At 41.8% G+C, this 13,775-nt stretch carries 12 protein-coding genes; all 12 read left to right on the top strand.

Annotated elements, in window-relative coordinates:
- Nucleotides 1–6 precede the first annotated feature (6 nt).
- The 12 genes from fliE (at nucleotide 7) to ACMUMQ_RS02635 (ending at nucleotide 13,774) form a co-directional block, all read left to right on the top strand.
- A complete protein-coding gene (gene fliE / locus ACMUMQ_RS02690; RefSeq protein ID WP_414680491.1) occupies nucleotides 7–366 on the top strand; it encodes a flagellar hook-basal body complex protein FliE in 360 nt (119 codons plus the stop codon).
- 28 nt (nucleotides 367–394) lie between these two features.
- Entirely contained in the window at nucleotides 395–2,059 is a 1,665-nt protein-coding gene (gene fliF, locus ACMUMQ_RS02685) for a flagellar basal-body MS-ring/collar protein FliF (protein ID WP_414680490.1), read from the top strand.
- A gap of 3 nt (nucleotides 2,060–2,062) precedes the next feature.
- Complete coding sequence (gene fliG, locus ACMUMQ_RS02680; RefSeq protein ID WP_414680489.1) at nucleotides 2,063–3,073, top strand: flagellar motor switch protein FliG; 1,011 nt, start codon at nucleotides 2,063–2,065, stop codon at nucleotides 3,071–3,073.
- A 7-nt stretch (nucleotides 3,074–3,080) separates the two neighbouring features.
- Nucleotides 3,081–3,884 (top strand): FliH/SctL family protein, encoded by an 804-nt coding sequence (locus ACMUMQ_RS02675; protein WP_414680488.1) that lies wholly within the window; start codon nucleotides 3,081–3,083, stop codon nucleotides 3,882–3,884.
- 2 nt (nucleotides 3,885–3,886) lie between these two features.
- Nucleotides 3,887–5,218 (top strand): flagellar protein export ATPase FliI, encoded by a 1,332-nt coding sequence (fliI, locus tag ACMUMQ_RS02670; RefSeq protein WP_414680487.1) that lies wholly within the window; start codon nucleotides 3,887–3,889, stop codon nucleotides 5,216–5,218.
- 55 nt (nucleotides 5,219–5,273) lie between these two features.
- Entirely contained in the window at nucleotides 5,274–5,705 is a 432-nt protein-coding gene (gene fliJ, locus ACMUMQ_RS02665; RefSeq protein WP_414680486.1) for a flagellar export protein FliJ, read from the top strand.
- A gap of 42 nt (nucleotides 5,706–5,747) precedes the next feature.
- Nucleotides 5,748–7,583: a hypothetical protein gene (locus tag ACMUMQ_RS02660; RefSeq protein ID WP_414680485.1), complete on the top strand. Its 1,836-nt coding sequence runs from the start codon at nucleotides 5,748–5,750 to the stop codon at nucleotides 7,581–7,583.
- 2 nt (nucleotides 7,584–7,585) lie between these two features.
- On the top strand, nucleotides 7,586–9,466 hold the full coding sequence (locus tag ACMUMQ_RS02655; protein WP_414680484.1) for a hypothetical protein: 1,881 nt from the start codon (nucleotides 7,586–7,588) through the stop codon (nucleotides 9,464–9,466).
- Between the two features lie 27 nt (nucleotides 9,467–9,493).
- On the top strand, nucleotides 9,494–9,796 hold the full coding sequence (locus ACMUMQ_RS02650) for an STAS domain-containing protein (RefSeq protein ID WP_414680483.1): 303 nt from the start codon (nucleotides 9,494–9,496) through the stop codon (nucleotides 9,794–9,796).
- 5 nt (nucleotides 9,797–9,801) lie between these two features.
- Nucleotides 9,802–11,505, top strand: a complete 1,704-nt coding sequence (locus tag ACMUMQ_RS02645; protein WP_414680482.1) for a SpoIIE family protein phosphatase — start codon at nucleotides 9,802–9,804, stop codon at nucleotides 11,503–11,505.
- Between the two features lie 51 nt (nucleotides 11,506–11,556).
- Nucleotides 11,557–13,158, top strand: coding sequence for a flagellar hook-length control protein FliK (locus tag ACMUMQ_RS02640; RefSeq protein ID WP_414680481.1), 1,602 nt, complete (start codon nucleotides 11,557–11,559; stop codon nucleotides 13,156–13,158).
- A 118-nt stretch (nucleotides 13,159–13,276) separates the two neighbouring features.
- Nucleotides 13,277–13,774, top strand: coding sequence for a flagellar basal body-associated FliL family protein (locus tag ACMUMQ_RS02635; protein ID WP_414680480.1), 498 nt, complete (start codon nucleotides 13,277–13,279; stop codon nucleotides 13,772–13,774).
- Nucleotide 13,775 lies beyond the last annotated feature (1 nt).

The following is a 13,775-nucleotide window of genomic DNA, read 5'->3' as shown; positions in this document are numbered from 1 at the left end:
AGTAGCATGGTTACTGGTCGACCAGACATTAATCAAGTGTTGTCCCAAATGCGGGAAATGCAATCGCAAGTTCGTGCGCCGAACTCTCCTGCCTCTAATATTGCAAATGTAGGTGAGGTTGAAGGGACTCAGGTAGTAGAACGTGCTGATTTTGCTGAGATGCTAAAAAACGCAGTGAACAATGTGAACACATTGCAAAAAGATGCAACTCAGTTAGCTCAATCGTATGAACGTGGTGACGAAGGGGTTGATTTGCCTCAAGTCATGATTGGCCTGCAAAAATCAAGTGTGTCATTTGAAGCTATGACACAGGTGCGTAATAAACTTGTCGATGCGTACGAAAAAATCATGAATATGCCGATATAGGCATTTATAAACCGCTTGGCGCTTTTTAATGGATAATGTCCCTGCAGAACAATCAGAACAAAAACTCTATTTAGAGTTGGTTACAGGCTTTAATAAGCTGACAGTGATTCGTCAGCTTGCATTAATGGTCGGATTGGCGGCCTCTATAGCAATTGGTTTGTCTGCGGTTCTTTGGAGTAATGGTCCAGAATACAAGCCAGTCTTAAGTAGCATTACTGACTACAATGCGGATCAAATCGTTGAACTTCTTAGTACAAATAATATTCCTTTCAAGTTAGATGAAAATACGGGTGCTTTACTCGTTGAATCTGACTTCTATCATCAAGCTCGTCTTAAATTAGCTGGTTCAGGTATTGTTTCCGACAACATTGTTGGCATGGAAATTATGGATCAAGAGCAAGGCTTAGGGACTTCCCAGTTCGTTGAAACCACTCGCTATCGACGAGGCTTAGAAGGGGAGCTGAGCCGTACAATTACCAGTCTTCAAAGTATCAAAAGCGCTCGTGTGCATTTGGCTATTCCTAAAGAATCTGTGTTTGTTCGAGATACTCGTAAGCCTTCTGCTTCCGTATTTTTAGAACTTTACCCTGGAAGACGTTTAGATCGAAGCCAAGTTGAGGCCATTGTTAATCTTGTTGCTTCTAGTATTTCGCAACTGAGTGATAAAGATGTCACGGTTGTGGATCAGCGCGGTACTTTACTAACAGAGAAAGATGTAGATTCGGAATTGTCTGTTGCCGGTAAGCAGTTTGAATACACTCGTAGAGTGGAAGACGTTCTTCTGCAACGTGTTAATAACATACTTGGCCCTGTTATTGGTCAAGGGCGTTTCAAGGCCGAAGTGTCTGCCGATGTGGACTTTACTGCCATCGAGAAGACAGATGAGCAATATAACCCTGATTTATTGGCGTTACGCAGTGAGCAAACATTAAGAGAAAATCGTAATGGTGCGAATACCAGCGGTATTCCTGGTGCTTTAACGAATCAGCCACCTGGTGCTGTGTCTATTCCAGAAGCTGTAGATGAAAATGGCGCTCCTATTGGTGGCAGTAATCCTGCCAATGGTCAATCTCGTGAAGAAACAACACGTAACTTTGAGTTAGACAGAAGTATCAGTTACACCAAACGTCAACAAGGAACGGTTAGACGATTATCGGTTGCGGTTGTAGTCGATGATTTGGTGAGTCTAGACTCAGAAACATCCGCTTTAATTCGTACTCCTTGGAGTGATGATGAGCTGGGACGTTTAACTTTACTGGTCCGAGATGCTGTTGGTTATGATCCATCTCGTGGCGACAGTGTTAGTGTTATTAACTCGCCTTTCGCTGTACCTGATCCAGTTGAGCCAGTTGCTGAAGTGCCTTTCTATCAACAAACTTGGTTCTTGAATCTATTGCAACCGACATTGGTTGGGATATTCGTTTTAATACTTTTATTGGTTGTTGTTCGACCAATTCTGAAAGCGCTTAACGAACAGAACAAAATTGCTGTGGCAGACGATACGGAAGCGGCTATTTTTTCTGATGAAACAGATGAAATTTCTGATGATCAAGTATCCTTGGTGAGTGCGGAAGACATATTGGTACCGGGCTCTCCTGAGAAAATTGAACGACAGCTAAACGCAATTCGTGGTTTGATAGCAGAGGAACCAGAGCGTGTAGCGCAAGTTGTTAAACAATGGGTTATGGAATAATAAATGAGTAGTACAGGCCAAGGCGAATTAAGTTCAGTTGAAAAAGCGGCAGTGCTTCTGATGTCGTTAGGTGAATCTGACGCTGCGCAAATTTTGAAACATATGGGGCCAAAAGAAGTTCAAAAAATTGGTCAAACTATGGCGCAATTGGCCAATGTACAGCGTCATCAGGTAGAAAAAGTATTAGATGACTTTCTAGTCTTGGTAGGCGATCAGACCGGTTTAGGGTTAGGTGCTGATGGCTACATTCGAAATATGTTAAGAGAAGCTCTTGGTGAAGAAAAAGCCGGCAGCTTGATTGATCGGATTCTGTTGGGTGGGAACACGACAGGTCTGGACACACTGAAATGGATGGAGTCTCGCGCTGTTGCAGATGTAATTCGTTACGAACACCCTCAGATCCAAGCCATTGTTATTTCCTATTTAGACCCAGACCAAGCCGCAGACATTCTTGCAAACTTTGATGAGCGGGTGCGTTTAGATATTGTCTTGCGTGTCGCTGCGTTAGAAACAGTTCAGCCGGCAGCATTGAAAGAGTTGAACGATATTCTTGAACGTCAATTCTCCGGTAATCAATCGACTCAATCTACAACCATTGGCGGTATCCGCACAGCAGCCAATATTATGAACTTTATTGATAGTACGGTTGAGTCTGAATTGATGGAGTCTATCCGAGATGTAGATGAAGACTTAGCCAATACCATTCAAGACTTGATGTTTGTATTTGATAACTTATTAGAGGTTGATGATCGTGGTATTCAGGTTATTCTTCGTGAGGTGGAGTCGGAAACATTGATTTTGGCATTGAAAGGGGCAGACCCAGATATGCAAGAGAAAATCTTCAAAAATATGTCTTCCCGTGCTGCCGATATGTTGAAAGATGACTTGGAATCTAAGGGTCCTGTTCGTGTCAGTGAAGTTGAAGTTGCTCAAAAAGAAATATTGGCTGTGGCCAGACGCCTTGCAGATAACGGAGAGATTGCTCTCGGTGGCGGTGGCGAGAAGATGGTCTAGTTAGCTTATGTCGGATCAAGATAACGATAAACCTGAGCGTAAACTAACCGCTTATGAACGATGGGAACTGCCTCACCTAGATCACAATGCTCCAGTGAATTCTGGGCCTGCAATTCTAGTGCAAAAAGACGCTGTCGTCATGACAGAAGAAGTTGATCAAGACTCCCTAGTGTACGAGCCTTTAACGGCCTCTCAATTAGAAGAAATCCGCTCCGCTGCCTATGAGGAAGGTTTTATTCAAGGTGAAGAGGAAGGCCATCAAAAAGGCTATGATGATGGTTTCTCAAAGGGCGAAGTGAATGGCTTTGAAAAAGGTCATGAAGAAGGTTTGGCTGTTGGTATTGAGGAAGGAAGAGAGAAGGCTAAGCTTGATGCGCAAGCTCAATTCGCTTCTGCTGAGGCTCTTTTGGCAGAGCTTGTTAAAGAAATCACTCGACCATTAGAAGATAGCCGCAGCGCGGTTGAAGCCTTGTTATATCAATCTATGGTAAGAATGATAGAAAACGTATGTCTTTCAAAGTTAAACCAAGATGGTCATCAGACACTAAAAGAACAGTTATCGCGTGTATTTGATGAAATTGGAGAGTACGAAGGGCGCATCCGTATTCTTTTGCATCCAGATGATGTTTCTGTTCTCGACTCTTTAGGTGTTAAAGAGCGACTGACTTGTCAAATAGACACAGATGACACCTTAATCAGTGGTGGCTTCGTTGTTGACTCTAAATCTTTTCATATTGATGGCCGAGTGGAGCAGCGTTTAGAATCTGTGTTTGATGAACTTCGCCAACTTTCCCTATCTGAAAATAATTAATTGTGTCTACTTTAGCTGAGCGTTTAAGCAAACTAAATAGTGTTTCAATAGATCCTATGTTGCCTCAACGAGAAGGCAAAGTGACTCGTATGGTCGGGCTTACTATGGAGGCTGTTGGTTGCGTTGTTGCGCTTGGTGATCGCTGTTCTGTTCAAGTTGGTAGAAATCGATGGGTTGAGTCGGAAGTTGTTGGTTTTACAGGTGATTTAACCTATCTCATGCCAACTGAAGCGATTGAAGGCATTTCTCCAGGAGCCCGAGTCCGTCCGTTACTGGAAGATAGCAAAATGCCAGTTGGGGATGAGCTGTTAGGGCGCGTTGTGAATGGCTTAGGTAAACCTCTGGACGGAAAAGGGCCAATAAAAACCTCCGATGCAGTCAGCTTGCATGGCGATGTTATTAACCCGCTTCAACGCAAACCTATTCATGAACCTTTGGATGTTGGTATTAAGGCCATTAACAGTTTGCTGACAGTTGGTAAAGGTCAGCGTTTGGGGCTTTTTGCCGGTAGTGGTGTTGGTAAAAGTATGCTTCTGGGCATGATGACACGCTTTACCGAAGCGGATGTTACGGTTGTTGGCCTAATTGGTGAGCGTGGTCGAGAAGTAAAAGAGTTTATTGATCAGATCTTAGGTGAAGAAGGTTTAGCGCGCTCTGTTGTTGTCGCTTCACCAGCGGATGACTCTGCATTGATGCGTTTACGTGCCGCAATGTTGGCGACGCGTATTGCTGAATACTACCGAGATCAAGGCAGAAATGTACTTTTGCTTATGGATTCTCTGACTCGTTATGCGCAGGCGCAGCGTGAAATAGCTCTGTCTGTGGGAGAGCCTCCAGCCACGAAAGGTTATCCACCTTCCGTATTTTCAAAATTGCCTCAACTTGTTGAGCGTGCAGGTAATGGGCGTGACGGAAGTGGTTCTGTGACTGCCTTTTATACCGTATTAACAGAAGGTGATGATCAGCAAGATCCTATTGCCGATGCTTCTCGAGCCATTCTTGATGGCCACATTGTTCTTTCCCGTCGTTTAGCGGAAGAAGGTCATTATCCAGCGATTGATATAGAGGCGTCTATTTCCCGTGCTATGCCTCAAATAGTTAGTGAAGATCACTTGTACGGCGCAATGAGAGTTAAGCAGCTTTATTCTAAATTCCAGCAAAATCAAGATTTAATCTCGGTTGGCGCGTATGCAAAAGGAAGTGATCCCGATTTAGATCAGGCCATCATCCAGATGCCAGAAATACGCAGTTTCCTCCAGCAAACTTTGACTGAGAGTTTTACTATAGATCAGAGTTTAGAGGCTTTAGTTACCGCTATGACGAAAGAGCAGTAGACGACAGCGCTTAAAGCGGTCTACTATTTAGTCAATCATTTGATGGATTATGAGCATGAAGAAGTCGCATCGTATGCAAATTTTGGTGGATCTTGCAAAACGCAAAGAAGATGCTGCGGCTCAGCAATTGGCTCGTGATAAGGCAAAAGTTGAGCAAGACGTAAGAAAGCTAAACGAACTAAAAGAATACGCAGGTCAATATGAGTCAGAGCGAAACTTACTCGGCTTGGGGGCTTATTTAACGACTAATTATCAGCACTTTGTTGACCGTGTTCAACAGGCTATTTTGCAGCAAGAAGTGGCTATTGGTCGTGCTGAACAGCAGGCTGATATGAGTATGCGTGGTTGGTTGCAAGCAAGAACCAAGACAAAAAGCATGGATTGGTTGAAAGAGAAAAACCACAAAGCTGAGTTAATGGTCGAGGCGAAGCAAGAGCAGCGTCAAAGTGATGAGTTTGCGATGCGCCGCTTCTTAGATCGCTCTTAGTTATTTTTAATACGAAACACGCCATGTCTGGGTAACGGCTTTATGGATAGGTACTCGTTTATTACTGATGTGGAAGCTGCACTTCATGAATATGCTTGTGTACCTCAGGTTGGTTTAGAACACTTTCAAACTTTACTAATTTCTTTTCAAACAGAAGCTCAGCTAGATGCTTTTGACGATGTTTTTCAATCTCGATTAACCTCTTTGATCGCCGCTGTAGACGATCTTTTGTTGTCTGGTTCTCCTTATTTTTCTGACTATCATGTTGACTTCTTATCGGCTGCTGATGCTCTATTTCAAGTGTTTGTTGGGCATCAGTTTGGTCCAGACAGAGTTTTGCAGCTTTCTCCTCTTTTATCTCTTGATCGCCCAGTTTGGGCTTTTTTATGTTCCCTGAATAGTGACGGAAAAGCAGATCCTACCTATTCTGATTATAGTGCTGTTTTAAACTCGGAAATCCCTAAGTCTTTAGTTGGCGAGTCTTTAGCGTCTCTTGCGTCGGTCGGACAAGTATCTTTTGATGTAAGTTCTTTTAATAGGGGATTATTAAAGGGGCGTTTTGCTTTAACCAGTGCTCAGTCTCTTTCTTGGCTTAAGTCTCGATTCCCTGATTTTCAATGGGAGCTTGTGTCAGAAAGCTATGATGAGAATGCTTTACGAGACCTTTGTGAAGAGAGTTTTCTACCAATTTTCCAGCATCCTATGATGCCAAGCGATGAGCGCCGGCGGTTTATGGATGTCTATGAAAAGCAATTGACGCAGCTGTTCTATCGAGCTTTTGGCTCGTTGTTTAGATCGAAAATAATGGACATAAAACAAGCCAGCCGTATGGTTCCCATTGTTAATAGTATGGATGCTCGACTATGCGAAGATGTGGAAAAAGGTGATGTTGTTTTACCTATACGGCACGGTGGTGTTTTTTATACGGCTGTTGATCGTTGTGATGGGGCATTTAGTTTGTCTTGTTTGGGGCGTGATTATTTACCTTCTTTTTTGTATGAAATCGAAACAGTTAAAGGGCGATTTGTCTTTGATCAAGTGGAAACCGCAGGCCTTTTTTCGGTAGCTATAGATAAGCTAAAAAGAGTGGGGAACACTGCGTACTTTGAGTTTGACGAAGGTGTGAAATCTCAAATTCAGTTTGGCTTATCTGGTTATGATTCTATCGAAGTGTTTTTTGCTTCATCATCACATCAAGATATTGATGTATTGGTTGTTGATCAGGCAGGACAATATTTTGCTTTGCCTTACCATAAAGTTCGGGAAGTTGAAGGTGTTTGCTCTTTGTTTAACGATCAAAAATCTTGGGCTAAAAATGTTTGGTTAGATCGAGATGGCTTGCCGTATATAGAGCCTTGGTTGATAGATACAAGGCGGTTTTCTTATTCTTCTTCATTGATTACTAATAGTCGGTTTAAGCCTGAACCTAAAGATGGTTATTATGTAGGATATGCTTTTACTAAGTATTATGTAATTGAGGCGGGCCTTGTATCGGCTTTAGGTTCTTACCGAGCGCCTTTTTCTTATTCAGACTTTGAGAGTGGGCCTTCGGCTTCTTTTGTTGTTCAAGGTTGGCGATGCCTAGAAAAAGTCGTGACAGCCAACTTGATTGGCGATTTTTCACTTGATAGAACAGAGAGATATGTATTTTCTGCTATTCTTGATTGGATGAATGAGACGGCTGTTTTACCTCTAGAGTCTTGTCAATGGAGTGAGGCGTTACCAGATGTGAACGATTTAAATAAAATGTTTTCAGGCGGCCAAAAGAATTTTATTGCTTCAACACAGGATGATGTTGTCATTATTGATAAGACAAACTTTTTATCCTTTATTGGTGGATTATGGCCATCTTCATTACCTTTGAAAAGTGACTGTTAATTATGAGTGCACCACATACATTGTCTTCTAAATATCCAAGAAAAGAGCTTGTTGGGCGTTTACAAAAAAGCGTTGTGAGTTTGATATTTGTTTCGCTGGTGGCTTTGTCTGGGTTGTATTTCTATATTGATATGAAGCTGAATGAGCAGAATAACCAGCAGAAAGAAATTCACGCGTTTTTAGATGTTGCTCATAGCGCTAAAGAGTATTGGTATGAACTGCTGTTATTGGAGGAAAAGGATTCTGTAGCGGAGGTTGATTCGACTTCTTTTGAGCAGCTGCAGCAGATTCTAGTAAGTGAATATGAATTGATCGAGCAAGGGATTTTAGACTTTGGCTTGCACTCTGTAGTTGATGTGTCTGAGTCGAATGCTTTATTGGATGGATTGAGTTCAGAGAATCAAACAGACTTTTTATTAACACAAGAAAATAAAGCCTCTATTTATGCGGCTGTGGCTGTTTTAAAAGAGTTGGATGATGCGTTGTTGAAGGTTCGCTTAGAGGCAGATTATCAGCAACAAGTATTTATGGAGCAGTTAATCTGGTGGGCAGTTGCTGCTTTTGTCTTAATTTCCCTTATTGCCATCCTCTCGGCTACTGACTTTGTCCGTCAGTTGCGTTCAGGTTTTGCTGGTGTGCATTATGTTTTAGACCACCGTAAGCACGGCCACGCTGCGATTTATCCCCCTCGCAATCTGGTTGATGAATTGACAGATTTGAGTCATGTGATTGATAACGAGTTAGTTTCTAGAGGCTATGACCTCAATGATAAAGAAGAGTATTTATCTATTGTTGATGTTGCTTTATCAAAGATAAATGATGCTTTTTTTATTACCAACAAAGAAGGTGATATTGCATGGTTAAGCGCTGGTGCTGAGCGATTATGGTTTAAGAATACGGCTCTGTTTGAATCAGTGCTGGGGATAGATTCTGGCCTAGATGAGCCAACAGGTGAGCGAGTGCTTGATTCTATCCTTATGCAGGATGAGGATTTAATATTAGAGTTGTCTGATGGAATGTACAGTTTAAAAGTTCAGCGTCTAGAGCTTGAAATGGGTTCTGAATCAGAGGAAAGCAACCAATCTTGTGTTATATCGATTCAGCTAAAATCTGAATTGGCAGAGCTTCAAGTGTTGCACCATAGTTTGAAATTGATAGAGCAAGACGTATGGGATATCCCAGTTCGAGTTTTAAGAGCGGAATCTCCTTATGTGGCATTTGCTCGATCTTTAGAAATCGTACGCCAAAATGTTACTAGGCTTTTTGATAATGTCGAAAATGTGTGTTTGCACACAAAGCCATTTGAAAAAATTACCAAACTACAACAAATAGCATCCCTAATTGACGAAAAAAACAACCACAATGTAATGAGTAATAATGACGTTGTCGTGACGGCTGAACCTTCTGAGAAGGTTGAAGCCGAACTCAATGAAATGGCTTGGTTATCCGAGCAAATTCGAGATTCGTTGATACTTGGTTATGAATTGGTGCTTCAGCGTTTAGCCTTAGTTGAAAAAGATTTGTCCTCGGATGCTTTCTTGTTAACTGATGTTGATCGTTGTTTGAATGAGGTCAGATCTGGCGTTTTATATAGTCTTTCTGCTACAGAAGGTGAAAGCGAAAAAATTCGCCGTCGATTTGCTGTTGATTTAGAGCACGATATCAGTAAGGTTCAAAGCCAAATTGAAGGTATGAAAACAACGCTCGACTCTACGCTGTCTTTGCTAGGGGCTGACCGAAGTGTTGGTTTAGCGAGATTGGATAGAGCGAGAGAGTCTGTTAACGAAATTATTGAAAAACTTCATGAGTTAATCACGAAAATGCCTGCTAATGCATTAGAGGATGAGTCTAATAGACTATCTAATGATTATGATGATCTATAGGTTTAATTGTGACTCGAGGTATAAGTTGTGGTTGAAAGTTTTTTTGATGAACATGCGGGACGTTTACAAATCCACGTAAAAGGTCGTTTCGATTACACTTGCCATAAAATGTTCAAAGAGGCATTCACGGTAACGGAAAATGTTAATTCCTACGATGTGGATTTGGCTAAGGTAGATTACTTGGACAGCTCTGCGCTTGGTATGCTGCTCTTACTCAGAGATCATGCAGGTGGTGATCAAGGGTGTGTGCGTCTGATGAATGCAAAGGGAGCTGTTGTGGATATTTTGAAAATTGCAAACTTCCACCGCCTTTTTGAAATTGTTGAGTAGCTTTTATGGAGCAACTTTTAACCATCTTGGTGGCGGATGATAATCCAACGGATAGAGTTTTATTAAAGGCTATTTTAAGCCAATTTGGGCACAATGTTATTGTGGCTGTCGATGGGCAAGATGCTGTTGATAAATTCGACCCAGAGACAATTCAGCTGGTGTGTTTAGATATTAAAATGCCCCATAAGAATGGCTGGGAAGTTGCTTTAGAAATCCAAGAAATAGCGGGTGATAAGTTTGTCCCCATTGTTTTCTTGTCTGGTGTGGCTGATCCAGTTGCACTATCAAATTGTTTGAAAATCGGTGGTACCGATTTCATTTCCAAACCTTACAGTCCAGCTCTCATTACAGCAAAGCTGAACGCCATTGTTCGCTTGTTGGTTATGCAAAAAACGCTTGAAGAGCAGCGTGATGAGTTAGCGCATTACAATGAAAAACTGCTTCATGAGCAAGAAGTCGCCAAAGTCGTATATGAGAACATAACAAACTCTAATTGCTTAAAAGACTCAGCGTTATCTACGATTCATTACGGTACAAACACATTTAATGGTGATGTTATTTTGGCTGCTTATAAACCAAATGGTGGGATGCATTTGCTGTTAGGTGATTTTACTGGTCATGGTTTGTCTGCAGCAATTGGGGCTTTGCCTCTTGCCGATATCTTTTTCGATTGGACAAAGAAAGGCTTTTTGATGCGCCAGATTATTCCTGAAATAAACGCACGCTTAAAAAGTGTGTTGCCATCGAATGTGTTTTGTAGCGCTGCTTTCATTGATATTAAAGTCAACAACAAAAGCATTGAAGTTTGGAACGGTGGCTTGCCTGACTTGCTGTTTTTCTCTGAGAATGCCCAAGCTCCGAAACGGCTGACGTCTAAAAACCTACCTTTGGGTGTTCTTTCACCTGATGTATTTGAGTGTCAAATTGATCTTGCCTCTTTTGTTCCTGGTGATCGTTTGTTGGCTTTTTCTGATGGTGTTTATGAAGCGTTCGACTCGGCTGGCAACATGTTTTGTAATTCTGTACTTCAGCCTCTTTATGGTGGAGAAATACCAGCTTCTGATTCAATGGATTGGCTTGAAAGTCAACTTCATAAAGAAGGTGTATTGGATAACCCGCATGACGATATCTCGTGTCTTGGCGTCCGCTTAGATTCAAATATCGGTATTGATTCACCTGTTCATGATGCCCCTCGAAGTCACGATGAGGCGCCAGCTGACTTTTCATTTGAGTATGTTTTGAATGCGGACTCTCTTCGTAATACCGACCCTTTACCTTATGTGTTGCAAATTATTACGACGGTTCCTGGGTTGAGCCGCTATTCCAGCCAAATTTTTATGATCCTTTCTGAGTTGTACTCTAATGCACTTGAGCATGGTGTTTTAAAGCTAAGTTCAACGAAAAAGCATTCTAGTGATGGATTCTCTCTTTATTATGAAGAACGAGAACGCAGTTTGGCTGCGTTGAAAGAAGGGTTTGTTAAAATATCAGTGAAGGTTACATCAGATAAGAATGATCGTGTTCTTATCTTGTATGTCGAAGATAGTGGTGAAGGGTTCGACTTTTCAAGAGTGAATTACGACATTTCGAATACAGAGCTACTTTATAACCGTGGGCTTGCCTTGTTAGATCAGCTTTGTCAGAAACTTGAATTTTCAAAAGGTGGTCGCGCTGTATCTGCCCATTATCACTGGAGTGTAGGGCCGTAACGTCAGGTTGGCCTTGCTATTGCATAGTCTCTTTTATCGTTGGAGGAAATTATGCGAACAGATTCAAATACGGTGTTATCTTTATCGTCAGGTGTATTGCCGAAAACCTCAAAATCACCTCTACCAGCTTCAGAAAATGGAGCGGCTTTTGAAGATGACTTCAAAAAAGCAAAAGCAGCGTTTAGCCCCGAAAATAAAGACTCTGCAGATAAAAAAACGCTCAAAGAGCGTGCTTTATCTGATGAAATTCATGTAGCAACAAAGCCTGTTGAGCAATCTGAGAATGCTTCGGAAGAAGGTTCTTCTGATGCTGTTGTAGCAAAAGAAGACGGCAAAGTTTTGCAGCCGGAAGGCGATGTTTCTCCTGCCAAATTGAATGATTCCGAAAAAGAAGTTGAGACTACACCTTTGTCATCTTTAATCTCATTTGAGTTAGAAGCTGGATCCGAAGAAGTAGCTGATAAAAAAGTGCTAACTGATACGGATGCTTATATTGATATTGTAGGAGCTCAAGTTGATGATTTAGAAGCTATGCAGCTATCTGAACTTTCAGGAGCAGATTTGGATCTACAAAACTTTCAGAATATAGAAGAAAGTGATTTTAGGGCAGACTTACAGAAAGGTGAGTCTGTGCTGGCTTCTGTTTCTTTATCGCAAAGTGAGAAACCAATTGAGGCTCTTGATCCGGAAAATCTTGTGTTAACGCCTTTGTCTCAAGGTGTGAAGTCTGTAAATAAAGAGAATGAGTTAGTTTGGGTTGATTCAGAAGGACTGGAAGTTGAATTGCCTCTTGAAGATGATAGTCAACTGTCCTGGGTGTTATCTCAAATGAATGCGCGTACAAGCTCTGCAACTGGTGAAGGAAACCAAGAAAGTCTGGTCGCTCCTGCAATATTGGGTGCTAGTTTGGGGCGTGGAGGCGTTGCTCAAACAAGTGTTCCATTAAATGGAACCCCAGAACTTGGGACAGAAGGTTTTGACTTCACAGATGCTGCCTTAACGGATTCCACTGATACTCTACTGCCTGATGACTTGATCTCAATTGATGAGCCAATTGAGCTGCGTAAAAAAGAGCAAGAGGCTATGTTAAGTCGAATGTCTGGGCAAATTGATGGTAAAGTAATTGAAGAAGGTGTTGGCAATTTAAACAACGCGGCTAATTCGATGCGTGCAGTATCGTCTGGGGCTGCTGCTGTGACTGCATCTCAAGCAAATTTAACAATGAATGTTCCGCCTCAACACCCAAATTGGGCAAGTGAAATGAGCCAGAAAGTGGCTTGGGTTGCTCGTGATGGAGGTCATACAGCTCACATTAGATTAGATCCGCCAGAGTTAGGTAGTTTGACGGTTAAAATATCAGTTGATAATGACTCCAATACGCAGGTGAGTTTTATTGCAGCCACACCTCAAGCGCGAGATTTGTTAGAAGGCCAGATGAGCCGTTTGCGAGATATGTTAGCTCAGCAAGGTATGGATTTGAGTCGCGCTGATGTCGATGTTTCTCAGCAAGATACGTCTGGCATGCGAAGAGATTCTGAGCGAGGCAGTGCTTCTAATCAGGCTGAGCTTGCGGCTCAGGATGAAATAGATGACGAACTTGTTTCAAGTAATATGTCTTATGTCACTGCAACCGGTGTGGACTATTACGCTTAAAGTGCAAATAAATTGATGGTGCTGTGTTCGATTCTTTGTAGAATAGAGTACTTTAAATAAATGAAATGCATTCTGTGCGTTTATTGAACAGAACTTAATACATCTAAGGTTTGTAAAGATGGCTGATGACGACGGTTTAGATATTGGTGGCGAAAGTGAAAAGTCAGGGGGCAAGAAAAAGCTGATTATTATCATTGCTCTTGTTGCTTTGTTGGGTGGAGGCGCAGCTGCATATTTTTTGTTGTTTAGCGGAAGTGGCGAACCTGAAATGTCTGAAGAAGAAATGTTAGCTAAAGCGCCTTCTATATATTTATCACTAGACCCGGCTTTTACAATTGATTTTATGGTTGATGGCAGGCAGCGTTATGTGCAGTTAAGTATGACGGTAAAGTCAAAAAGAGCTGAACAAATAGACGCTGTGACACTTCATATGCCTTTGATACGAAACAGTTTGGTTTTACTTTTCTCTAGTCAGTCGTTTACTGAGTTACAAACAGAACAAGGAAAAATAGCGCTGAAACAAGCTTCGGTTGATGTGATCAATGGAATCCTCGAGCAGGAAACTGGTCTAGGTGGCATTGATAATGTTTTATTCACTAACTTTGTGATGCAGTAAG

Source organism: Marinomonas algae (genome assembly GCF_047525555.1).
Classification (GTDB): Bacteria; Pseudomonadota; Gammaproteobacteria; order Pseudomonadales; family Marinomonadaceae; genus Marinomonas.
Note: the sequence above shows the minus strand (reverse complement) of the source record. Positions and strands in the feature narration are given on the sequence as shown.